This window comes from Candidatus Cryosericum hinesii, assembly GCF_003570985.1.
In the GTDB taxonomy this organism is placed as follows: domain Bacteria; phylum Caldisericota; class Caldisericia; order Cryosericales; family Cryosericaceae; genus Cryosericum; species Cryosericum hinesii.
In genome coordinates this window covers 1-21948 of sequence record NZ_QXIW01000019.1, presented here as the reverse complement: position 1 = coordinate 21948, position 21948 = coordinate 1, and the positions used below count along the sequence as shown (strand labels likewise).

At 57.8% G+C, this 21948-nt stretch carries 21 protein-coding genes, 2 tRNA genes and 2 pseudogenes; 9 read left to right on the top strand and 16 right to left on the bottom strand.

What is annotated here, in order from left to right; translation table 11 throughout:
• The first annotated feature begins 488 nt into the window (after nucleotides 1-488).
• Nucleotides 489-713, top strand: a complete 225-nt coding sequence (locus SMC3_RS03470; RefSeq protein WP_119087374.1) for a hypothetical protein — start codon at nucleotides 489-491, stop codon at nucleotides 711-713.
• 381 nt (nucleotides 714-1094) lie between these two features.
• Complete coding sequence (locus SMC3_RS03465) at nucleotides 1095-2678, top strand: M2 family metallopeptidase (RefSeq protein ID WP_119087373.1); 1584 nt, start codon at nucleotides 1095-1097, stop codon at nucleotides 2676-2678.
• A 61-nt stretch (nucleotides 2679-2739) separates the two neighbouring features.
• Here SMC3_RS03465 and SMC3_RS03460 read toward each other — a convergent pair whose 3' ends face one another.
• From SMC3_RS03460 to SMC3_RS03395, 14 genes and pseudogenes are all read right to left on the bottom strand, one after another.
• Nucleotides 2740-3423 (bottom strand): 3-oxoacid CoA-transferase subunit B, encoded by a 684-nt coding sequence (locus SMC3_RS03460; RefSeq protein ID WP_119087372.1) that lies wholly within the window; start codon nucleotides 3421-3423, stop codon nucleotides 2740-2742.
• 1 nt (nucleotide 3424) lies between these two features.
• Nucleotides 3425-4084: a CoA transferase subunit A gene (locus tag SMC3_RS03455; protein WP_119087371.1), complete on the bottom strand. Its 660-nt coding sequence runs from the start codon at nucleotides 4082-4084 to the stop codon at nucleotides 3425-3427.
• A gap of 18 nt (nucleotides 4085-4102) precedes the next feature.
• Nucleotides 4103-5300 (bottom strand): annotated as a pseudogene (locus tag SMC3_RS03450) (thiolase family protein).
• 72 nt (nucleotides 5301-5372) lie between these two features.
• On the bottom strand, nucleotides 5373-6710 hold the full coding sequence (locus SMC3_RS03445; protein WP_119087369.1) for an aspartate aminotransferase family protein: 1338 nt from the start codon (nucleotides 6708-6710) through the stop codon (nucleotides 5373-5375).
• A 10-nt stretch (nucleotides 6711-6720) separates the two neighbouring features.
• Nucleotides 6721-8061 (bottom strand): acetyl ornithine aminotransferase family protein, encoded by a 1341-nt coding sequence (locus SMC3_RS03440; protein WP_119087368.1) that lies wholly within the window; start codon nucleotides 8059-8061, stop codon nucleotides 6721-6723.
• Nucleotides 8062-8066: 5 nt separating this feature from the next.
• Entirely contained in the window at nucleotides 8067-9299 is a 1233-nt protein-coding gene (ablA, locus tag SMC3_RS03435) for a lysine 2,3-aminomutase (protein ID WP_119089828.1), read from the bottom strand.
• A gap of 19 nt (nucleotides 9300-9318) precedes the next feature.
• Nucleotides 9319-9394 (bottom strand) — tRNA-Ala (locus SMC3_RS03430).
• A 25-nt stretch (nucleotides 9395-9419) separates the two neighbouring features.
• Nucleotides 9420-9496, bottom strand: a tRNA-Ile gene (locus tag SMC3_RS03425).
• A gap of 71 nt (nucleotides 9497-9567) precedes the next feature.
• A complete protein-coding gene (locus SMC3_RS03420; protein ID WP_119087366.1) occupies nucleotides 9568-10185 on the bottom strand; it encodes a molybdopterin-dependent oxidoreductase in 618 nt (205 codons plus the stop codon).
• A complete protein-coding gene (locus tag SMC3_RS03415; RefSeq protein ID WP_119087365.1) occupies nucleotides 10166-10732 on the bottom strand; it encodes a folate family ECF transporter S component in 567 nt (188 codons plus the stop codon). The genes SMC3_RS03420 and SMC3_RS03415 overlap by 20 nt, the downstream gene beginning before the upstream one ends.
• Nucleotides 10733-10825: 93 nt before the next feature.
• Nucleotides 10826-12079, bottom strand: coding sequence for a tyrosine--tRNA ligase (tyrS, locus tag SMC3_RS03410; protein ID WP_119087387.1), 1254 nt, complete (start codon nucleotides 12077-12079; stop codon nucleotides 10826-10828).
• An 11-nt stretch (nucleotides 12080-12090) separates the two neighbouring features.
• The gene (locus SMC3_RS03405) at nucleotides 12091-12750 is read right to left on the bottom strand and encodes a thiamine diphosphokinase (RefSeq protein ID WP_119087364.1); all 660 of its coding nucleotides are present in this window, start codon (nucleotides 12748-12750) and stop codon (nucleotides 12091-12093) included.
• 11 nt (nucleotides 12751-12761) lie between these two features.
• On the bottom strand, nucleotides 12762-13424 hold the full coding sequence (gene rpe / locus SMC3_RS03400; RefSeq protein ID WP_119087363.1) for a ribulose-phosphate 3-epimerase: 663 nt from the start codon (nucleotides 13422-13424) through the stop codon (nucleotides 12762-12764).
• Nucleotides 13421-14122, bottom strand: coding sequence for a PASTA domain-containing protein (locus SMC3_RS03395; protein WP_165846541.1), 702 nt, complete (start codon nucleotides 14120-14122; stop codon nucleotides 13421-13423). Before SMC3_RS03395 ends, rpe begins: the two co-directional genes overlap by 4 nt.
• A 243-nt stretch (nucleotides 14123-14365) precedes the next feature.
• On the opposite strand from SMC3_RS03395, the gene SMC3_RS03390 reads away from it, so the two are divergent.
• A complete protein-coding gene (locus tag SMC3_RS03390; protein WP_119087361.1) occupies nucleotides 14366-15682 on the top strand; it encodes a cyclic 2,3-diphosphoglycerate synthase in 1317 nt (438 codons plus the stop codon).
• Nucleotides 15683-15695: 13 nt separating this feature from the next.
• On the top strand, nucleotides 15696-16631 hold the full coding sequence (gene argF / locus SMC3_RS03385) for an ornithine carbamoyltransferase (protein WP_119087360.1): 936 nt from the start codon (nucleotides 15696-15698) through the stop codon (nucleotides 16629-16631).
• Between the two features lie 137 nt (nucleotides 16632-16768).
• Here the strand turns inward: argF and SMC3_RS03380 are convergent, their stop codons facing one another.
• Together SMC3_RS03380 and rsfS are read right to left on the bottom strand one after the other, a co-directional pair.
• Entirely contained in the window at nucleotides 16769-17722 is a 954-nt protein-coding gene (locus tag SMC3_RS03380; protein WP_119087359.1) for an NAD(P)/FAD-dependent oxidoreductase, read from the bottom strand.
• 73 nt (nucleotides 17723-17795) lie between these two features.
• The gene (gene rsfS / locus SMC3_RS03375) at nucleotides 17796-18179 is read right to left on the bottom strand and encodes a ribosome silencing factor (RefSeq protein WP_119087358.1); all 384 of its coding nucleotides are present in this window, start codon (nucleotides 18177-18179) and stop codon (nucleotides 17796-17798) included.
• 171 nt (nucleotides 18180-18350) lie between these two features.
• On the opposite strand from rsfS, the gene SMC3_RS03370 reads away from it, so the two are divergent.
• The 5 genes and pseudogenes from SMC3_RS03370 to SMC3_RS03350 all read left to right on the top strand — a co-directional run.
• Nucleotides 18351-18692 carry a roadblock/LC7 domain-containing protein gene (locus tag SMC3_RS03370; protein ID WP_165846540.1) on the top strand — a complete coding sequence of 114 codons (342 nt, stop codon included), beginning with the start codon at nucleotides 18351-18353 and terminating at the stop codon, nucleotides 18690-18692.
• 37 nt (nucleotides 18693-18729) lie between these two features.
• Nucleotides 18730-20676: a methionine--tRNA ligase gene (gene metG / locus SMC3_RS03365; protein ID WP_119089826.1), complete on the top strand. Its 1947-nt coding sequence runs from the start codon at nucleotides 18730-18732 to the stop codon at nucleotides 20674-20676.
• On the top strand, nucleotides 20673-21506 hold the full coding sequence (locus tag SMC3_RS03360) for a TatD family hydrolase (protein ID WP_119087355.1): 834 nt from the start codon (nucleotides 20673-20675) through the stop codon (nucleotides 21504-21506). The genes metG and SMC3_RS03360 overlap by 4 nt, the downstream gene beginning before the upstream one ends.
• Complete coding sequence (locus tag SMC3_RS03355) at nucleotides 21466-21678, top strand: ferredoxin family protein (protein WP_119087354.1); 213 nt, start codon at nucleotides 21466-21468, stop codon at nucleotides 21676-21678. The genes SMC3_RS03360 and SMC3_RS03355 overlap by 41 nt, the downstream gene beginning before the upstream one ends.
• Nucleotides 21671-21948: pseudogene (locus SMC3_RS03350) on the top strand (2-oxoacid:acceptor oxidoreductase subunit alpha); the annotation flags it as partial. The gene SMC3_RS03355 and the pseudogene SMC3_RS03350, both read left to right, overlap by 8 nt.

The window sequence follows — 21948 nt, the reverse complement described above, 5'->3', positions numbered from 1 at the left end:
AAAGTATATGCGGCCCCAAAAACGTGTCAAACATACGAGTTGCATCATCTCAATTCCGTACGATGAAAGGGACCTTCCTTCGTTCCTGGTGATCTGAAGAAACTAAGTTGGTTCAGATGAAATCATGCCATCCCCAACGAAACAAAGCTATAGCATTTCGCCCTGAGATGGGTGTATCAACCTTCGATGAGACTTGATCCCCTTGTCTTCGTCTTGTTTCAGAACGATAGCATCTTTTTTTGCTTGACGCTACACTTTATTAGGAAGGTTTTATCTCCGCTGCGATGTTGTACTGATAGGGCATACTGGGGGTAGTGTTGATGACCGTGGCTCGAGCTCGCTATCAACGAGTAACACGCGTTAGGGGCACAAAACGAGAATAAGCTCACGTACTGTAGTAGCTTTATTCCTGACCACTATGATCGGTCTTGTAGCAGGTTGTACTCTGAAAGTTGTTGGAACATTGGCAACGCTAAAGGAGGCAATACATGCCTGAATCCGCAGGAGCTCGTGTAGATACTCATGTTCACCCTCATGTTAGCGAGTTAACCAAAGAAGAGCTTGAAGCCAAGAGACAAGCAGGGGTAGCCAAAAAAGAGGAAGATGAGAGAAAGAAGGATGAGGAAGAAAAGACTCCTGCTTCTATATGGGAGAACCCGAGACAATCGAATTTCCCGCTAAAATGTCGTAGATTTAGGAAGAAACAGTCCTAAAGCGATAGGGAACTACGTGCTCAAGCGAGAGAGTGATACGTCACCATGGCTCATCTTTGATTGGGGACATGGAGGGGGCTTCTTGAGTAGCTCTCGATAGCGAATTGAACCGTGTTGGAGAGGCTATCTCCCTCGGCCTGCTGATGTTCATGACAAAACCCTCATATCCCCCACATCGCACGCTGCACAGTAGGTTTCAATTCACCATACATCAATGTCTGACTGCCGCTGAAACAGCCAGACTTTAACTTGACGCCAAGAGGAGACAACCTCTGGTGATCGAAAAGCGTGGCAACTATGCCTCCATTTTACGTGAGTCGATGCGCGGCCTGTTGCATTCGCAGGTTCCTTCGTAAACTGTACATATCCTAGGAGGTGCCCATGGAAAAAGCCATGTATCTGAAGGAACTGAATGAGCAGCTCAATGCACTGTACTATCAGTGCAACATCGCCGCCTGGAACCTGTCGACGACCGGGAAGGACGAGTACGCCGCTCAAGCGGAGCATGCCGACCTGGCAATGCGGCTCTTCCTGGCCGACAAGCAGCGCTTCGACACCGTCAGTTCCATGCTCGCCGCGGGTGACCTGGAAGAGTTCGAGCGCAGGCAACTCACCCTTATCCACGACATGATGGTCGAAAACCAGCTCGACAAGGAGATGCTCCAGCAGCTGGTCAGCAAGCAGATCGCCCTGCAGAGCATCACGACGAAGTTCCGCGGAACGATCGACGGTAAAGAAGTCAACAACAAGCAGATCGAGGAGATCCTCAGGTCCAGCACGGACAATGACCTGCGCAAGAAGGCATGGCTCGCCGGCAAGCAGGTGGGCGCAGTGCTCGAACCTGGCCTCATGGAGCTCATCAAGCTCCGCAACGAGTCCGCAGTCAAGCTGGGGTACGCCAATTACTATGAGATGTCAATCCAGCTCCAGGAGTTCGACGGTGTATGGCTCAAGCAGACGCTCGAGAGCTACTGCGACCAGACCGACACACTGTTCCGCCGCGTCAAGGACTCTATCGACCAGGCGGTCGGACAGCGGCTGGGCGTCGACCCTTCCAAGCTGATGCCCTGGCACATGAGCGACATGTTCTTCCAGGAGGCTCCCCGCACCTCAGACGTCGATCTTGGCGTCTATTTCGAGGGCAAGGGCGACCACATCGTCGAGGAACTTGCGACGAAGACCTACGATACTATCGGGCTGGACATCCGCGACATTATCGCTCGCAGCGACCTCTACGAGCGCGCGGGCAAGGATCAGCACGCCTTCTGCATGCACCTCGACAACAAAGGCGACGTCCGCGTCCTGGCCAACCTTCGACCAAACGAGACCGAGATGGAGACCCTGCTGCACGAAATGGGACACGGCGTCTACGACAAGTACACCGACATGTCGCTTCCCCCGGTCCTGCGCCAACCCGCACACATCTTCACGACGGAAGCTGTCGCCATGTTCTTTGGGCGCATGGCCCGCGACCCCCGGTGGTACGAGCAGATCGTGGGCATCGACGACGCCAACTTCCAGAGGCTGGAGAGTGACCTGCCCGTCGCCATCCGCAACCAGATGCTCGTCGCGACCAGGTGGATCACCCACTTCGCGCTCTTCGAGCGCGAGCTGTACCGCACCGAGAAGAGCGACAGCCGGCTCTGGTACCAGGGCGTTCAGAACATCCAGTACCTCAACGCGCCCGAGGAACGGCTGGACAAGCCCGACTGGGCCGCCAAGTACCACTTCGCCATGGCGCCCGTGTACTACCACAACTACCTGCTCGGCGAGATGCTCGCCTCGCAGTTTGACCATACCCTGCGCACCAAAGCCAAGGGTAAGGTCCTGACGCCCGAAGGTGGGCGCTGGTTTGTCGACAACGTCTTCACGCCCGGCGCGAAGTACTCATGGAACACTATGATCGAACACGCCACGGGCGAGAAGCTCAATCCGTCCTACCTGGTCCAGCAGTTCAACTACTAACGACAAGGGGCCCGACCAACTACATCGGGCCCTGTTACACTTTGGAACCGTCCCGAGAAAGTTACAGGGGCATGAGGTGGAGGTCGGGGCTCAGGTCGAAGTCGGCGTCGGTTATAGCGCGGAGCTCGTCGAGGGTGATCTCGGGGGCGATTTCCTTGAGGATCAGCCTGCCGCTCTCGAAGACAAACACGGCGTACTCGGTGACGATCATGTCTGCCTCACCGATGCCGGTGATGGGAAGCGTGCAGCCTTTGACCAGCTTGGGCTTGCCGTTCTTGCTGGTATGTTGCATGGCTATGACGACTTCTCTTGCTCCTGTCACGAGGTCCATCGCCCCGCCGACCCCAAGCTGCTTCCCGTTGGGGATAATCCAGTTGGCAATGTTGGCCTTCTGATCTACTTCGAACGCCCCGATGACCGTGGCATCGACGTGGCCGCCCCGTATCATCCCGAAGGATGCGGCGCTGTCCATGTAGACGCATCCAGGAGTTTCTGTGACGCACGTCCTGCCGGCATTGATCAGGTCATGGTCCATCTGGCCTTCCGGTGCCGCACAGCCGACGCCGAGCATCCCGTTTTCGGCCTGCACGTAGATGTTGGGGCTCGTGACATAGTTGGCCACCATGGTCGGAATGCCAACACCAAGGTTGATGAACAGTCTCCCATTCTGGGCTTCGCTGTCGAAGTGGCGCGCTATCACTGAAGCTATCCGTTCTTTTGCCTGTTGTTCGAGTATTGCCTGCATCTCAGCTCTTCCTCATTGTCAGCACGTCTACATAGATGTGGGGTGTCACTATGGACTCAGGGTCCAGGGACCCCACAGGGACTATCTCTTCGACTTCGGCTATGACGGTGTCTGCCGCCATCGCCATGACAGGATTGAAGTTGCGGGCAGTCTTGTAGTAGACCAGATTACCCAGCTCGTCCGCTTTATAGGCCTTGATCAGCGCCACGTCGGCATGGATGGATTCTTCCAGGACACACGCCCTCCCGGCAAATTCTCTGGTCTCCTTGCCTGCGGCGAGGTCTGTTCCCGCACCGGTCGGTGTGAAGAACGCCGGGATCCCCACTCCGGCGGCTCTGATCGCTTCTGCAAACGTCCCTTGAGGAATCAGTTTCACGGTGATCCGACCTTCGTTGTTGGCGCCCGCCACCTCTGGATTCCAGTTGTAGTAGGTCCCGATCAACGACCGGATCTGGTTGTTGGTGAGCAGCTTGCCAAGGCCCACGCCGGGCGTACCCAAGTCGTTGCTGATGATCGTCAGGTCACCCGTCCCACTTGCTGCAAGTGCCTCGATCAACTCCTCGGGGTATCCGGCCAGGCCAAAGCTCCCGACCATGATGCGTGACCCCGGTTTGACCCTGGCGATTGCGTCCTCGATGCTTCTGTACTTGTCACTAGCCATGGACAGGACCTCCTGCTCTCACACGCACAGATTCTCGAAGATCGTCGACACACCAAGGCCGCCCGCAACGCAGATGGTTGCAAGCCCATACCTGGTGTTTCTCCGCAACATCTCGTGGATCAGTGTGACCGAGATGCGCGTTCCCGAGCAGCCAAGTGGGTGCCCCAGCGCAATGGCCCCTCCGTTCACGTTGAGGATATCCCGGTTGAAGCTCAACTCCTTGACGACCGCCAGACTCTGAGCTGCGAACGCTTCGTTGAGCTCGATGAGGCCGATGTCGCCCAGCGACAGTCCTGACCGTTCCAGGGCCTTGCGCGTGGCAGGCACCGGGCCGATGCCCATGATGGCAGGGTTGACACCGGCGATGCCGGCTGCCACAAATCTTGCCAGAGGCTTGATCCCCAACTCGACAGCCTTCTCCTCGGACATCACCACGACAGCAGCAGCTCCATCGTTTCTGCTGGAACTGTTGCCGGCCGTGACCGTCCCTCCCGTCTTGAAGACGGCCTTGAGCTTGGCCATCTTCTCGAGGCTCGTATCTCTTCTGGGGCCCTCATCGGTGTCGACAAGCACAGTCCCGGCTTTCCCAACGCGTACGCTCACAGGGACGATCTCGTCCTTGAACCGGCCCGCATCGATTGCCGCGACGGCCCTGGCATGGCTGGCATACGCAAATTCATCCTGTTCTTCCCTGGTGATCCCGTACTTGTCCGCGAGATTCTCGGCCGTCATACCCATGGTGAAGGTGCCGTAGATGTCTTCGGGTTGGGACTTTGGCTGACTCTCGGTGTTCGGATCGAGCAACTCGCCGTTTCCGGACTTGTAACCATAGCGTGCGCTGCGAAGGTAGTAGGGAGCTGTGCTCATGCTCTCGACGCCACCAGCCACGATCACGTCGCCATACCCCGCCTGGATCTGCCACACAGCATTCAGGATGGCCTGCAAACCCGACGAACACTGCCTGTGGACCGTATANNGGGACTTCTTCTGGAAAACCGCCTTCCAGAGCGGCGACTCTGGCAATGTTGGGCGCATCCGTGCTCTGTTTTGCCTGCCCGACGATGATCTCATCCACGATCGATTTCTCGATGCCTGATCTCTTGACGGCTTCCTCCAGGGCAGTCCTTGCCAATTCGACGGCCAGAATGTCCCTGAAAACCCCACCCATGTTGCCGACGGGCGTTCTGACTGCGGACGTGATGACAACTGACTTCATTGTTGTTCCCTCCTGTTCAGTTCTTTTCACCCCTCGGGGTAACCAGACAACTGCGCCGACTGGATGTTCAGCTCAGCTGATCGCGGCGAAGATCTGGTCGAGCTTCTGCAGCGTCGCCTCATAGTCCTGGGCCGAGTGCACCAATGAGGTGTAGAACGGTTTGTGTGGATGAACATAGATGCCCTCGGTCAGGCATGCAAAGTCGAAGGCCTCTCGCATGGCTCCGTTCTCGCGAGCCAGGTCACGGTAGTTGCGAATCGGCGTTTCGCTCATGATGACGCCGAAATTGGCGCCGAGGCCGGCCACGTGCCCGGGGATGTGATGGGCTGTCAGCAGATGACGGATGCCGGCTTTGAACGCCTCGGTCGACTCATAGAACGGCCGCATCTGGGACTCATCTGACAGGATGTCCAGTGTGGCAAGCCCCGCAGCAAGAACCTGGACTGCCCCGTTGAACGTCCCGGAGTGGAAGACGCTTCCGCCACTCGACAACGGTGACGTCAGGTCCAGAAGATCCTCCCGTCCTGCTACCGCTCCTACGGGGAAGCCACCTCCGATGATCTTACCCAAGGTCATGAGGTCGGGATTGACACCAAAGATGCCGGCCGCACCCTGGGGACCCGAGCGAAACCCCGACATGACCTCATCGAAAATGAGGACCATGCCGAGCTCCCGGGTGAGAGCTCGCAGGCCTTCCAGAAAAGCCGGGTCTGTCTGATAGAACGCACGTGGCGACGGCTCGACGATGACCGTGCCGACGCGGTCACGATTCGCCGTGAGCAGCGTCCTGCACGCATCGAGGTCATTGAACGGAAGTACCAGCGTGTCTTCGAGGATGGATGCAGGAGTCCCGCGGGACCCGGCCACGGACGTCGGCCGGTCTGGATCTCCGTAGTCTGCCGCCCGCGGGGTATTGCTGAGCACACCCTCATAGTACCACCCATGATAATGCCCTTCGAAGCGCGCGATCGCCGGCTTGCCGGTCGCGGCGCGGCCCAGCTGCAGAGCCAGGTACGTCGCCTCGGAACCACTGTTGGTAAGACGTACCTTGCCGTCGATCGGCAGCATGGACATCAGTTTCTCGGCGTACTGGATCTCGAGTTCGTTCGGTGTCCCAAAAATCGTCGTACCCCATGTCGCAAATGATGCTGCCACGGCACCGACGACAGCCGGATGTCCATGACCGAGGATAAGCGGCCCAAACGCGAGACAGTAGTCGATGTACTCGTTCCCATCGACATCCCACAAGTGCGAACCCCCAGCCCGCTGCATAAACAGCGGGTAGGGGGCAAAGTACTTGACGTTGGCGACGACGCCGGCCGGGAGAGTCTGCCGGGCACGCTCGCTCAGCTTTCGGGATGCCGGTGTCTTCGCTGCATACAGCTCTTTGAACTCAGCAGAAGACTTCATCACACACCCTCTAGCTGTTCATCTGTTTCTCGACAGCCGCCAGAGACTCTTCCCAGATGTCCAGCATGACGTCGCACTGATCCTGTGTGACACTGAGCGACGGACAAAGCCGGACCGCGTTCTCGCCACAGGGCAGCAGCAGCAGACCTCGCTTGAATGCCTCGAGGACCAGCTGGTTGCTTTCTTCCTTGGCCTTGGTCTTCTTGGCGTCCTTCACGAACTCGACGCCGATCATGAGCCCCATGCCGCGCACATCCCCCATCAGCGGGTGCCGCTTCTGCATCTGGCGCAGATGCTTCATGATGTACTCGCCCTGGACGGCAGCATTCTTCATCATCCCATTCTGGATGAGCTCGATCGTCTTGAGCGCTGCGGCACAGCTCAGCGGATTTCCTCCAAAAGTCGAGCCGTGAGCGCCCTGTTTCCAGTCCATGACGTTCTTCTTGGCGACCATGATGCCTAGAGGAAGGCCAGAAGCAACGCCCTTCGCAATGGCCATGATGTCGGGTTCTGTATCCCAATGCTCGATGGCGAACATCTTGCCGGTACGGCCCATGCCACTCTGCACCTCATCAACCATGAGGAGGATGCCTCGCTCTTCGGTGAGCTGGCGCAGTTTCTGGAAGTAGCCGGCCGGCGGCACGACATACCCACCCTCGCCCTGGATCGCCTCGACCACCATGACGGCTATATCCGAAGGTGGAGCAATACGCTCCATGACTTCTTCGATCATACCAATGCAGCGGAATTCGCATGTCTCCGGTTCGAGACCAAGCGGGCACCGGTAGCAGTAGGCATATGGCACATGAACGACGCCCTGAAGCATGGGCGAGAATCCTTCGCGGTGCTTCGCCTTTGAACCCGACAGCGTGACGGCGCCGTAGGTACGGCCGTGAAATCCACCAAAGAACGCAAGCGCCAGTGGGCGCTTCGAGTGCCAGCGTGCAAGTTTCAGGCCAGCCTCGACAGCCTCGGCTCCGGAGTTCCCGTACCAGACCAGCTTCTCGGTCGGGCCAGGTGTGATTTCCTTGATCTTCTCTGCGAGCACAATCTGAATCGGGTAGAAGAAGTCCGTGCCGGACATGTGCACCAGCTTGTCCGCCTGATCCTTGATGGCCTTGATAACTTCGGGATGACGATGACCGGTACTGTTGACGGCGACCCCGGCTGTGAAGTCCAGATACGTGTTGCCGTCGACGTCCACGACCTCCAGGCCCTCAGCATGGTCGGCCACGAGGACATATGGGCGAACGTACGAAGGCGAGATGGCGGCGCGGTCACGCGCATACCATTCCATGCCCTTGGGTCCTGGGATCGCGGTCTTGAGGTCGATATAGTCTTTCTTAGCCATTGCCATCACTCCTTTGGATAATGCTCACGACGCTTTTCGCGCAACGTGCCTGGTGGTGTCAGGTCGTAGGCGTCCTGCGTGAATATCTTCGCGATGCCCTCCGGCGGCACCTTGCGCTTCTGTGTGTCACAGATGGTACACGGCTCCGGACAATGGCTCCTGGTATCTTCGGGCTCGGGATACGACACGATGACGCCCTCGTAGTTTCGAAGCACGATGCGGTCGGGAGACATCGAGAGAATGTAGTTGGGACTGACCGGGATCTTGCCACCACCGTGCGGCGCGTCAACGACGAACTGCGGCACGGAGAAGCCGCTCGTATGACCGCGCAGAAACTCCATGATCTCGATGCCCTTGTAAACAGACGTACGGAAGTGACTGATCCCGCTGGTCAGATCGCACTGGTAAATATAGTAGGGCCTGACACGGATAGCCACGAGTTTCTGAATGAGCTCTTTCATGATATAGGGGCAATCGTTGATCCCCTTGAGAAGAACGGACTGGTTGCCAACCGGGATCCCTGCGTCGGCCAGCATCGCGATAGCCTTGCTCGACTCGGGTGTCACTTCGCTGGGGTGGTTGAACTGCGTGTTGAGCCACAGCGGATGGTACTTGCGCAGCATGGCGCAGAGTTCGGGCGTGATGCGCTGAGGAAGAACTACGGGGGCACGCGTGCCGATGCGTATCACCTCGACGTGTTGAATCTTGCGGACCTCACTGATGACATACTCGAGGAACTCGTCGTCGACGAGCAGCGCGTCACCNNCGATTGCCGCGTCGACCTCGCCCCTGGAGCGCCGTGCGTCAGTCATGCCTGCAAGGCGTCTGCGCGTACAGTGACGGCAATACATGCCGCACTGGTCCGTAATGAGAAAGAGTACGCGATCGGGATATCGATGCGTCAGGCCGTGGACGGGGGAATCAACCTCCTCATAGAGGGGATCGTCCAGATCGCTTGGCACAGATTGCAGCTCCAGTGCCGTGGGAACACACTGTTTGAAGATGGGATCATCAGGATTGTTCTGGTCGATGAGCGTGGCGTAGTATGGTGTGATAGCCATGCGGAACTTGGACAGTGCGCTGATAACACCAGCCTTCTGCTCATCAGTGAGATGGATGACCTGAGATAGCATCTCGACTGTCTGAATGCGGTTGGCAACCTGCCAGCGCCAATCATCCCAGTCCTGCTGCGACACGTTCTTCCAAAGGGGAACATCAGTGTACTTGTGACCCGACAAGGAACACCTCCTCTTTCGATGGTGGAGATGGCGGGATTTGAACCCGCGACCTCATGGATGCAAACCATGCGCTCTCCCAACTGAGCCACACCCCCACGTATGGAGACACAAACTACAAAATGGTGGGCCTCTCTGGATTCGGACCAGAGACCTCGTCCTTATCAGGGACGCGCTCTAACCAGCTGAGCTAGAGGCCCACTTGCAGCTTTCTTTTCCGACATGCCATTTTACAGGGAATCGCCCTGCTGTCAAATCGCAGGAACGGCTCTCAGCCGTAGCGCTCTTCCTTCCATGGGTCCCCATGCATATGATAGCCGCGCGATTCCCAGAACCCGGGGCGATCCTCTGTCAGGAACTCGAAGCCGGATACCCACTTGGCGTCCTTCCAGGCGTAAAGCGACGGTACAAGAAGCCGGAGGGGTCCGCCGTGTGCGCTCGTGAGGGGAAGTCTGTTCCATTCCCAGACAAGCATCGTGTCGTCGGCGAGCAGGGCCTCAAGTGGGAGATTCGTCGTGAACTCCGTGGTGCAGTGGGCCATGACGAATCGAGACGATGTGGTCAACTCGACGTGCGCTGCCTCCAAGACGTCGCGCACCAGCGCTCCACCCCACTCGGTCCCCAGCATCGACCATCCAGTCACACAATGGAAGTCAGCCGCCAGGGTCGTACGCTTCACGGCCATGAGCTGCTGCCATGTCATCCCGGTCGGCTCCCGCATCTCGCCCCAGAACCTGAACGTGAAGTTGTTCACGTCCACCGACGGTACCTGTTCAGCCGTCAGGATGGGGAACGATGTCGTGACCGACTGGTTAGGAGGAACCCGTAGCCGATCGGGTCGCAATACGAATTCCGGACCGCCAGAAGGTCTACGCTGGAAGACGCCCATATCCGGAACGCTCGTACGCGTTCACGAGCAACTCCACAAAAAACGCCGTCGCCGGGATCATCACGACGCTGCCTGCGGCTTGACCAGCCAATACGGGCCAGTATGGCAACCCCTCGACGTCATGCAGTACCAGTGGCAACCAGCCGACATTGAGCACCAGGCGCGTGACGCTCACTCCTATCCAAATCCGCGCGGTGCGCGACCGTGGCCATCCCAACTTTACAAACACCCAGGGGATGACACCGTTGAGAGCCGAAATTGCCGTTATCTGCCAGATAATGAAGGGTCCAGAAGGCCAGATGACGAAACCGACCAGGTCAGCGGCAGCTCCAACCAGCAATCCGCTCAGCGGGCCTGCGACGATGCCGGTAAGCACAATCGGGAGATGCCCGAGACCTATCCTGGCCCCGATGCCCCCTCCGATGGGAACATTCAGTGACATGAGACGCGTCAGAACAATGCTCAACCCGATCATGAGCCCGTCCAGTGTCAGGACTCTCAGAGTCATGCGGCCGCGATCCGATTTTCTTACAATGGGATTACTCACTGCTCCACCTCCTGCGCGCCTCCAAGGCGCACCAACACCGCATAAACAGATGTATGACTTCGGCCGCGCCACGTGGCGCGCCGCTGTGTCCCTCTATAGATTGACCGCCAGGAACCGCTTCTTGCCAACTCGCATGTGGATGGGCGAATGAGCCAGACTTACGCGGAACCCGATGTCGGCAACACGCTGCCCCTCAATTTCGATGCCACCCTGTTGAATCAGACGGCGGGCTTCCGACTTCGACGGCACGGCCCCCAGGCCAAACAGCAGGTCGATGACCGTGACCTCGGGCAAGCCGGCAAACTCGGTCGGCAGTGTAACGTCCTCATAAGTAATGTCAGCAGACGCAGTCGATGCCCTCTTGCTGAACACATTCTCAAAGTTGGCCTGCGCAGCCGCCGCGCCCTCTGTCCCATGGAAACGCTCGGTGACGAGGAATGCGAGACGCTTCTTGGCAGTCATCGGATGCACAGAGCCGTCCGTGATACCTGCCACGATACCCAGGACCTCTGGTTCCGGCATGCTGGTCAGAAGTGTGAAGTACTGCTCCATCAGCCCGTCCGGAATCGACATGCACTTGCCGTACATGTCCACGGCGTTCTCTGCTATGCCAATATAATTGCCCAGACTCTTGCTCATCTTGTGAACGCCGTCGAGTCCAGGCAGGATGGGCATCATGAATGCGACCTGCGCGACCTGGCCGACCTGTTCCTGCAATTCGCGAGCGAGAAGGAAATTGAACTTCTGGTCGGTGCCGCCCACCTCGACATCTGCCTGGACCGCCACTGAATCATATGATTGCATCAGGGGATAGAAGAACTCGTGGAAGAAGATCGGGACTTGGCCGTGGTAGCGCTTGGAGAAATCGTCGCGCTCCAGGATCTGCTGGATGGTGAACCGTGAAGCGAGGCGAATGATCTCCTCGAATGTCAGTCTGGACAGCCATTCACCGTTGTAGCGAACCTCCGTTTTCTGCGGGTCGAGAATGCGATAGACCTGCTCGAAGTATGTCCCGGCATTAGCATCGATCTGCTCCCCGGTCAGCGGTGGACGCGTCTTAGAGCGTCCGGACGGATCCCCGATCCTCGCGGTATAGTCGCCGATGATGAACACGATCTGGTGGCCCAAGTCCTGAAACTGGCGCAACTTGTCAAGGACGACGGCATGCCCGAGATGCAGGTCAGGTGCACTTGGATCCGCTCCCAGCTTCACCCGCATCGGCTTCCCCGAAACGAGGGAACTCATGATCTTGGCTGCCAGGTCTTCTTCACTCACGATTTCCGCTGTTCCACGCCGCAGGATGCCCAGCTGACGCTGCACCTCCTGCTCCAACTGTGCCTTTTCCATCTTCACCTCTTTCATGGAATATCGCTCTGTACCTTCCAGGCAATCATGACAACGGTGCCGCACTCTACGATGACCTGTTGAACCAGGCCGCAGGCGACATTGCTGAGTGTTCTCGTCGATCCCTGCTGCACAACTGCGTGCGACAGAGGGTACTCGAATCCCGCCAGGCTCAACTCGACTTCCCGCGTCACAGGAACAAATGAGACGGTCGTGCCCGCCAGGAGCTGCAAGGCATTGCTGGACGTAAGCGCCCTGACCAGACACCGGTCATCCTCAAACGTGATGTCTTCGAAGTCAGCGAGGTGCCGCGCTGCAAGTTGAAGATTGAACAGACAGTGATCAAGTCTGCCGCCGAGCCCGGCCAGCACAAGCACGCTGCCATGTCTCCCCATCGCCACCAACAGGTCAAATGCAGCCTCGAGGTCGGAAACATCCTTGTGTGCAGGCAGAATAATCACCCGAGTGCGGTCCCTGTCCAGCCCCGCCAGCAGCTCGGGGACCACGGAGTCTCCGTCTCCGACGAATAGGTCAGGAGTCAGCCCAAGCTCGGCCATCACGGCCAGGCCACGATCTACGGCGACCAGAAATGCGTCTGTATAGCCAACCGTGCGCAGGTACGAGAACGAGCCGGGGTCTCCCCCGGCGAAGACGATCGTGGGCACGGCAGGCATGGTCGCTTTCCTCAGGCACCCTTGAGGAGCCGTACGAATGCAGCAGAGTCTGCGGCACGGAAGAATGCCGTCCCAGCCACAAGTTCGTCTGCCCCCGCGTCACGAAGAGCTGCTGCGTTCGACGCATCTACTCCCCCGTCAACAGCGATGCGAAGGGGCGTTCCAGCCCGATCCGCGGCCGAACGGAGCATCCGCACCTTTGCCAACGTCCCCGGGAGAAACGACTGGCCCCCAAAACCGGGCTCCACCGACATCAGGAGCACAGTATCGACACTGTCCAGGAGAGGAACAACCGACTCTACCTGCGTAGCGGGATTGACAGCGACCCCTCTGCCGATGCCGGACCGTTTCAGGAGCTGAAGCGCCCGGAACGGGAACCGCGTCGCCTCCACGTGAAAGAGCAGCTCGGTGACACCGGCTCCGACGAACGTGTCGAACGCGTCCTCAGGGTGCTCGATCATCAAGTGCGCACGACATGGAAGGGCTGATGCCCTGACAATGTCGGCAGCAATCGACGAGCCGAACGAAATGTTCGGGACGAATCGGCCGTCCATGATATCCAGGTGGATGCTGTCGGCCTCCGACAGCCGAATCCGCTCAAGAGTACGCCCGAGCTCTGTGAAGTCCGTACCCAGGACGGATATGGACACTCTGGCGCACGGTTGTTCGATCATGGGACCTTCGACACCATCAGCTCGATCCAGCCGCCCTTCTCGATGGCGTCGCCAGCCGCTGGCTCCTGCCTCAGCACCAGCTGCGCAGGTTGAGTCGTCTGAGGGGATACGATAACCTTGCTCACCGAGAGCCCGAGGGCACCCAGACGCTTCTTCGACTCAGTCAGCGACAGCCCAACCAGATCCGGCATGGCGGCCATGGTCCCTCTGCTGATCGTCAGAGTAACGACGGACCCTCTGTCGACATCGGCATTGCCCGCAGGTTCCTGGGCAAGGACAGTCCCAACAGGACTCACGTCAACCTGCTCGACGAGGTCGCCCAGGACCAGCTGATTCGCGACAATGAAGGCTTGCGCCACCTCGAACTTCCCACCGACAAAGTCCGGAAGTGTCAGAGAAACGGGCCCCGAACTGGTCACCACAGTAATGACACGCCCCTTCTGCACCACGGTCTGAGGTTCGGGGTCCTGTCTGAGAACAAAATCCACTGGCATCGTGTCCGAAGTCTCTGAAGACTGCACTTTAACCTGCACTCCGACTTCCGCGGCTTTCGCCTCGGCTTCGCGGAGACTCACTCCCACCAAGACCGGAGTCTCGATCATGCCCTGAACGGCAGTACTGGACGAACAGCCTGCAACTGCTGCCAAGGCAGAGATGAGCGCGACCGCCACCAGATATCTATATAGCTTTCGTATCATCAATGTCATTCCACCTGTAGGCGGATGAAGTCAAACCATCTGCCATGTCTCGCCGGGCCGCTGTGACCCGAACCTGCAACTCGCACATAACCTGTCCACAGACACTCTTCTAAATCATTATATGGCCGGTCGCCAATAGTCAACTGCAAAGGAGCGCAAGTCATTTGACAACGAGGCCTAAGGCGGTAAAATCAGGGTGCCCTGAAGCGGGCATTGGACGTTATTCTCTGTAGAGGAGGCTTTATGAAGAAGAGAGTCTTGATCATGGGAGCAGCAGGTCGCGACTTCCACAATTTCAATGTGGTCTACCGGGACAACCCAGACTACGATGTGGTGGCATTCACGGCTACGCAGATCCCCGGCATCGACGACAAGAAGTACCCTGTCGCCTTGGCCGGCAAGCTCTATCCGAGTGGTATTCCAATCTACCCAGAGTCCGATCTCGACAAGCTTATCGCTGAGCTCAATGTCGATGAAGTAGTATTCGCGTACTCCGATCAACCGCATGTGAACGTCATGCACAAGGCTTCACAGGTCCTTGCCGATGGCGCTGACTTCACACTGCTCGGTCCGAAGAGTACCGAAATCAAGTCCAGCAAGCCGGTTATCTCCATCTGCGCCGTTCGCACGGGATCCGGCAAGAGCCAGACCAGCCGCGCCGTCGTTCGCGCTCTGCGCGCCGCCGGCAAGAAGGTCGTGTCCATCCGCCACCCGATGCCCTACGGGGACCTCGCAGCTCAGGCTTGTGAGCGTTTTGCGACGTATGCCGACCTCGACAAGTATAAGTGCACGATCGAAGAGCGCGAGGAGTACGAGCCACATATCGACATGGGAGCCGTTATCTACGCCGGCGTCGACTATGAGATGATCGTTCGCGAAGCAGAGAAGGAAGCAGACGTCATCATCTGGGACGGTGGCAACAATGACTTCTCGTTCTATGTTCCGGACCTCAAGATTACGGTCGCCGATCCCCTGCGTGCTGGTAATGAACTCACGTACTATCCAGGTGAAACCAACTTCCGACAAGCGGACGTCATCGTGATCAACAAGGTCGACTCAGCTACTCCCGCACAGTTGTCCGAAGTCCGCGAGAACATGTACAAGGTAAACCCCAAGGCCATCATGATCGAGGCGGCTTCTCCTGTGTTCGTCCAAGACCCGGATATGATCCGCGGCAAGCGGGTTCTGGTGATCGAGGACGGTCCGACGCTCACGCACGGGGAAATGACGTACGGTGCAGGTTATGTCGCTGCCAAGAAATATGGCGCAGCCGAGATCGTCGACCCCCACCCTTATGCAGTCGGCTCCATCAAAGCCACCTTCGAGAAGTACACCCAGAAGATGAGCATCCTGCCGGCCATGGGCTACAGCGATGAGCAGATCGAAGATCTGCGTCAGACCATCGAGGCAACCCCGTGCGATGTCGTCGTCATGGGCACCCCCATCGACCTGCTGCGCGTCCTGAAACTCTCCAAGCCGTCGGTGCGCGTCACCTACGAACTCCAGGAGATTGGCACGCCAACCATTGCCGACGTCCTGAAGAAATTCGGTCTCGTCTGACCCCGGGGGGATCGTGGCTACAAAACTCAAAGGAAGAGACCTGCTCTGCCTCAAGGACTTCTCGAAAGAAGAGATCCTCGAGATCATCTCGTTTGGCGACAAACTGAAGATGGATTCCATGGTGGGAAAGCAGGAGCACTACCTGGAAGGCAAGTCTGTTGCCATGATCTTCCAGAAAGCCTCTACCCGTACCAGAGTGTCCTTCGAGGTCGCAGCATTCGAACTCGGAGCCCACGCACTGTATCTCAACGCGAACGACATGCAGCTGCACCGGGGTGAGACCATCTCGGACACCGCACATGTCCTCTCACGCTATGTCGCAGGTATTGTCGCTCGCGTATTCGCACACCAGGACCTTATCGACCTGGCTGCCAACAGCGATTCCCCAATCATCAACGCCCTGTCCGATTTGAGCCATCCCTGCCAGATCCTGGGGGACCTCATGACAATTCGCGAGAAGAAGGGCACCCTCAAGGGACTTAGACTCGCCTACGTCGGCGATGGCAACAATGTCGCGAACTCCCTGCTGCTCGGAGCCGCACGCGTTGGCATGAACATCGCCATCGCATCACCCAAGGGATTCGAGCCCAGGGAAGACATCATCAAGACTGCAACTGAGATCGCCAAACAGAGCGATAGCTCTGTTCTCGTGACCAATGATCCTCTCGTTTCGGTCCAGGATGTCGACGTCGTCTATACCGACGTCTGGGCATCCATGGGTCAGGAAGCGGAACATGAGGAACGCGTGAAGGTCATGCGTCCCTTCTCTCTTACTGCTGATCTCATGGAGCACGCCAAGAAAGATGCGATCGTGCTGCATTGTCTGCCGGCTCACCGTGGCGAAGAGATCACCGACGAAGTCATGGACGGCCCTCAGAGCATGGTATTCGACCAGGCAGAGAACAGGCTCCATATCCAGAAGGCGGTCCTGGCTCTTCTCCTCGGCTAGCATCTGTACTGAATCATACAAAATGGAAAAAGGCCGGGGTACTCCCGGCCTTTTTGTTATGACTGTCGCAGGACTAGTTGAGCGTCACCGGATTGACCAGATGTTAGGCAAAACGATTTCGCATTCGTTCAGCATCCTCAGTTCTCAGGAGTGCCATTCTTTTTCCCTTTTCTACTTCGCACATATATACCTGCTCTCTGGGCGGCAACTGCTCCGTCAGCCACTGCGGTCACAATCTGCTTCAGCGATTTGCGTCGTACGTCTCCTGCTATGTAGAGACCTGGAACACCCGTCTCCGTCGATTCGGGAGTCACAACATAGCCCTGGGCATCGACTTCAACCAGTCCCTTGAGAAGGTCTCCTGTCGGAACAAATTCCATGGCCACGAACACAGCGGCAACCTCCAGCGTCTTCTCCCCTCCAGCAGAAAGACGCAGCCGAAGTCGCTCTACCTTTCCCTCTCCCTCAACGGCCGCGGGGGCCGCACCCGGAATAAATTCGACATTCGAAAGCGCCCTCAGCTGTTCAACCAGGATCGGTTCTGCCTGAAGCGAGTCGAGCGGAAATACCACAACCACTTTGCTACAACCGCGCGCAAGCACCAGTGCTTCTTCGACTGCAGAGCCACCACCGCCCACCACGGCGACCGGTTTCCCCTTAAAGAACGCTGCATCACATGTAGCACAGTAGCTGATGCCCCGTCCACGGTACCTGGATTCCTCTTTCACAGGAAGAACTCTCGGCATCGCGCCCGTTGCTACGATGACCGAACCAGCCTGGTACACCGTCCCCCCGGCAGTCGTGACGCTAAAACCCATGTCTGTCCTGTTGAGCGAGAGCGCCTCATCCGACACAAATTCCGCACCGAACCGTTCCGCCTGCCGACGCATGCGGTCCATAAGTTCAGGCGCAGCAATGCCATCGGGAAATCCAGGGTAATTGTCGATCCATTCGGTCGAAAGAACCAGTCCCCCCACGCTCATACGTTCCAACACAACCGGCTTGACCAGCGACCGGCTGGCATACAGGGCAGCAGCCAGACCCGCAGGCCCGGCTCCTATGATCAGAATATCAGTAGTGCGTTCACTCATGATCAGCCTCCATATACCCCGTAGGGTATACGTATCAGTATACTGGAAATCTGCAGAGCCACAATGGCAGTGGCTACTCCGTATCTACACCGTCTCCAGGCGCAACAGGAACAGCCCTTCTTCCCTCCCTGAGCGACTGTGACCAGAGGCCCTCGAGGTTGTAACGCTCCCGGACGTCGGCGCCAACGAACACATGAAACACTGTATCCCCATAGTCGCACACGACCCAGTCGGATGCGGGTGATGATTCGGTGAATGTGACGACCCCGGCATCAAGCTCGACAGCCTTTGTCACCTTGCGAAGCAATGCATCGGCCAAAACCGTGTTGTCGGCCGTGGCAATGACCAGAAAATCGAAAAAGGGGGTTCGTTTCCTGACGTCAATCAACCTGACCGCCTCGGCCCCCATCTTCTCGCACTCGTTGACAATCCGGTTTGCCAATCGTTTGCCGTTCATGAACACCTCACACCAACAAATGGCCCTGCGAGTCCATTGTACGGACTGGCATTCGGAAAGCAACGTCCCTGCTCTCCTCCGTTGCACAAAACCTTATTGGACGTATCATATTCAGTGTTCAAACGTGTGTTTCAGACCACATTCTGAGAGACAGAAAGGCTGGTGATCGTGGTGCAAGAGACGTTAGACAGACTCAAGTCTTCTTCGGGTGTTCTCGCCGTCATTCTGACCGATCTTGACGGCGCCATCCTGTACACGGCCTCAGACATGGACATCGCTCCCCCCCTCGTACGCGGCATGATTCTGTCCTTTGCGGGATATATGCAGCAGATCGTTACCCAACTCGACATGGGCAAGCTGACCGAGCTGGATGTGGAGACGACGAACGGGCGCATCATGATGGTACGGACGAGGGGCAATTCCCTTGCAGTCCTCACCACCAGGCAAAGCAACCTCGGCATCATCAGAATTGCCATGGGCCGCGCTCTCAAAGATCTCTCGGAGTGTGCCTGAGCGACGCGCCATACCCGACACAGCAGGAGGAGTTGCCATGGATCGATATTTCCTGACCACGGCCATTTATTACATCAATGATAAGCCGCACCTTGGCTCGGTGTCGGAGACCATTGCTGCCGACTTTATCGCGCGGTATCAACGGAAGCTGGGCAAACAGGTCCTGTTCTCGACGGGGACAGACGAGCACTCGCAGAAAGTCGAGCGAACGGCACTGGCCATGGGGCAACCTGTGGAGCAGTATACCGCGACGGCTGCCGCATCCTGGAAAGCACTCTTCGACAGATTGGGCATCAGCTATTCCCGGTTTATCCGGACCACCGATGCAGACCACATGAAGGTCGTGCAGGAGATGTTCCAGAAGCTCTACGACCAGGGAGACATCTACAAGGGATCGTATGACGGCTGGTACTGCATCAGGGATGAGGCGTTCCTGCTCGAGTCAGACCTTGTGGAAGGCAAGTGTCCCCATTGCGGCCTTGAGGTGCAGCACGTCTCCGAAGTGAACTACTTCTTCCGCCTCTCCAAGTATCAGGACACCTTGCTCGCCTGGTATGAGCAGCACCCGGACTTCGTACAGCCTCCGATGCGCTACAACGAGCTGGTCAACGTCATCAAGGGCGGCCTGCACGACGTCTCTGTATCCCGGTCGACCGTGAAGTGGGGAGTCCCCGTTCCCTTCGACACCGAGCAGACCGTCTACGTCTGGTTTGATGCCCTGATCAACTATGCAACAGTGGCCGGCTATGGGACGGAGCGGTTTGTAACCGACTGGCCGGCCGACCTTCATCTCATCGGCAAGGACATCACACGGTTCCACGGTATCATCTGGCCCGCCATGCTGATGGCGCTCAACCTTCCGCTGCCCCGGCGCATCTTTGCGCACGGGTTTTGGAACTTCGAGGGCGAGAAGATGTCGAAGTCACTCGGCAATGTCGTCGACCCGGCTGCTCTCATCGAGAACCTGAGCCACCTCATCGGGATCGACGAGCCAATGGCTGTCGACGCCCTGCGGTACTACCTGTGCAGGGAAGGGACCTACGGGCTCGACGTCGACTTCTCCAGCCAGCGCCTCCTGCTTCGTTTCAACACCGACCTCGCGAATGACCTGGGCAACCTGCTGAACAGGACGTTGAACATGTTTGCCAAGTTCCGACCTCAGATCGAGGGCCAGCCGTTGGAGCCAAAATCCGCTCTTTCGCAGCTGTTTTCCACGACCCTTTCTACCGTGAGCGCCGACTACAGCAACCTGCAGTTCTCTGCGGGACTCGAGAAAACATGGATGCTGGTCAACGTGCTCAACAAAATGATCGAAGACGACAAACCGTGGGCGCTGGCTAAAGTCGGTGACGCCGCTGGACTGGCGACCCATCTGGCAACCCTCCTGACAGGCCTCTGGTACGTTGCAAACCTTGTGGAGCCGTGCATGCCGACCGTCTCAGACCGCCTGCTGGAGGCAATCCGGAGACCACAGGTTGTCTGGAGTGACCTTGCATGGCGGGGACCGGGTTCAGAACTCCCCGAGGCAAGTTCGACTGTTCTGTTTCCCCGTATCCAGCCGGACCAGCTGGAAGAGTTCCTGGCAGCCCAGACGGCCCGCAAGACTGGCACGACAACGGGTGCCACTGCAACTCCTCCGCCTGTTGCCGTTGTCGATTCCGGTCTGATCACGATCGACGACGTCGCCAAGGTGCAGCTGCGCATTGCCACGATCCTCGAAGGCGAACGGGTGCCCGAGACGGACAAGCTGGTCAAGCTGCGCGTCAAGGTCGGCGACGAAGAGCGTACGATCGTGGCAGGCATCGGCAAGCACTATGATCCTGCTGCCCTGGTCGGCAAACAGATCGTGATTGTTGCGAACCTCCAGCCACGCAAACTCAAAGGCATTGCATCGCAGGGCATGCTCCTCGCGGCTTCGGCCGGAGACGAGATGGCTCTCCTGACACCGATGACAGTTCTACCGGACGGAGCGGAAATCCATTGAGCGAAGAACCTTCCTATATCGACACGCACGCGCATGTCCAGATGGCCGAGTTCGACGGTGACCGGAAGGATGTCCTGCGGAGGTGTTGGGACAGCGACGTCCACTGGATTGTCTGTCCAGGCGTCGACATAGCTACGTCGAATCTCGCGGGGCGCCTGGCACAACAAGAGCCTGGCGTTTTCGCGGCCGTTGGAGTCCACCCCGAGGACTGTGCCGATGCACCGTCAGACTATCTCACACAGCTGAGCGCCCTGGCTGCCCGGTACAGGGAGAAGACCGTCGCCATCGGAGAGATTGGACTGGATTTCAAGGAGGGCAGGCCCGACCACATGGTGCAACTGCGTTTCTTCGAGGAGCAGCTGCAGCTGGCTGTTGACCTGGGACTCCCTGTCATCGTGCACTCGCGCCTGGCTGTGGTAGAATGCTTGCGTGCCATCTCGCATTTTGTGGGATTGCACGGTGTGATGCACTGCTTCGGAGGGACGCCGGTGGACGTTGAGCAAGCGGTGGGCATGGGTTTGTGCGTCTCCTTCACCGGCAACGTCACCTACCCGGGAGCACATGCGACGCGTGAGGCTCTGAACGCTTGTCCACTGGAGTGCCTGCTGCTCGAAACTGATTCACCGTACATGCCTCCGGTACCGATGAGAGGAAAGCGGAACGAACCCTCGTTTGTTGTTCACACCTACCGCGCAGTGGCCTCACTGCTGGACATGGATGTGATCGACCTGAGCCAACGTATAGAACAGACTGCTCGAGAATTGTTCAATCACCACGAGAGGGGGGAACATGCCGGAAAAAAAGACATTCAAGATCACACACAACCGTAAGTGGTGTAAGAACTGCGGCATCTGCGTCGCCGTATGCCCGAAGAAGGTCTTTGAGATAGACCGTAATGACCGGCACGCAATCGTCAACCCGCAGGACTGCATCGGCTGTCAGATGTGTGTCGAGCACTGTCCTGACTTTGCGCTCACAGTGGAGGAGGTCAAGAATGAGTGAAAAGATGGTCCTGATGCAAGGCAATGAAGCCGTCGCCGAGGGCGCGATTGCCGCAGGCGTACGCTTTTTCGCCGGATACCCTATCACTCCATCCTCCGAAATCGCCGAGATCATGGCCAAGCGCATGCCACAGATAGGCGGAACGTTCATGCAAATGGAAGATGAAATCGCGAGCATCATGGCGATCGTCGGAGCATCCATGGCGGGCAAGAAAGTGCTGACCGCGACATCCGGCCCTGGGTTCTCCCTGATGCAGGAAGGTCTCGGTTA

Excerpts from the sequence above, each read along its gene's own strand:
- SMC3_RS03470 (WP_119087374.1), top strand. The coding sequence starts at position 489 with ATGCCTGAATCCGCAGGAGCTCGTGTAGATACTCATGTTCACCCTCAT.
- SMC3_RS03465 (WP_119087373.1), top strand. The coding sequence starts at position 1,095 with ATGGAAAAAGCCATGTATCTGAAGGAACTGAATGAGCAGCTCAATGCA.
- SMC3_RS03460 (WP_119087372.1), bottom strand. The coding sequence starts at position 3,423 with ATGCAGGCAATACTCGAACAACAGGCAAAAGAACGGATAGCTTCAGTG.
- SMC3_RS03455 (WP_119087371.1), bottom strand. The coding sequence starts at position 4,084 with ATGGCTAGTGACAAGTACAGAAGCATCGAGGACGCAATCGCCAGGGTC.
- SMC3_RS03445 (WP_119087369.1), bottom strand. The coding sequence starts at position 6,710 with ATGAAGTCTTCTGCTGAGTTCAAAGAGCTGTATGCAGCGAAGACACCG.
- SMC3_RS03440 (WP_119087368.1), bottom strand. The coding sequence starts at position 8,061 with ATGGCTAAGAAAGACTATATCGACCTCAAGACCGCGATCCCAGGACCC.
- SMC3_RS03420 (WP_119087366.1), bottom strand. The coding sequence starts at position 10,185 with ATGGGCGTCTTCCAGCGTAGACCTTCTGGCGGTCCGGAATTCGTATTG.
- tyrS (WP_119087387.1), bottom strand. The coding sequence starts at position 12,079 with ATGGAAAAGGCACAGTTGGAGCAGGAGGTGCAGCGTCAGCTGGGCATC.
- SMC3_RS03405 (WP_119087364.1), bottom strand. The coding sequence starts at position 12,750 with ATGCCTGCCGTGCCCACGATCGTCTTCGCCGGGGGAGACCCCGGCTCG.
- rpe (WP_119087363.1), bottom strand. The coding sequence starts at position 13,424 with ATGATCGAACAACCGTGCGCCAGAGTGTCCATATCCGTCCTGGGTACG.
- SMC3_RS03395 (WP_165846541.1), bottom strand. The coding sequence starts at position 14,122 with ATGATACGAAAGCTATATAGATATCTGGTGGCGGTCGCGCTCATCTCT.
- SMC3_RS03390 (WP_119087361.1), top strand. The coding sequence starts at position 14,366 with ATGAAGAAGAGAGTCTTGATCATGGGAGCAGCAGGTCGCGACTTCCAC.
- SMC3_RS03380 (WP_119087359.1), bottom strand. The coding sequence starts at position 17,722 with ATGAGTGAACGCACTACTGATATTCTGATCATAGGAGCCGGGCCTGCG.
- rsfS (WP_119087358.1), bottom strand. The coding sequence starts at position 18,179 with ATGAACGGCAAACGATTGGCAAACCGGATTGTCAACGAGTGCGAGAAG.
- metG (WP_119089826.1), top strand. The coding sequence starts at position 18,730 with ATGGATCGATATTTCCTGACCACGGCCATTTATTACATCAATGATAAG.
- SMC3_RS03355 (WP_119087354.1), top strand. The coding sequence starts at position 21,466 with ATGCCGGAAAAAAAGACATTCAAGATCACACACAACCGTAAGTGGTGT.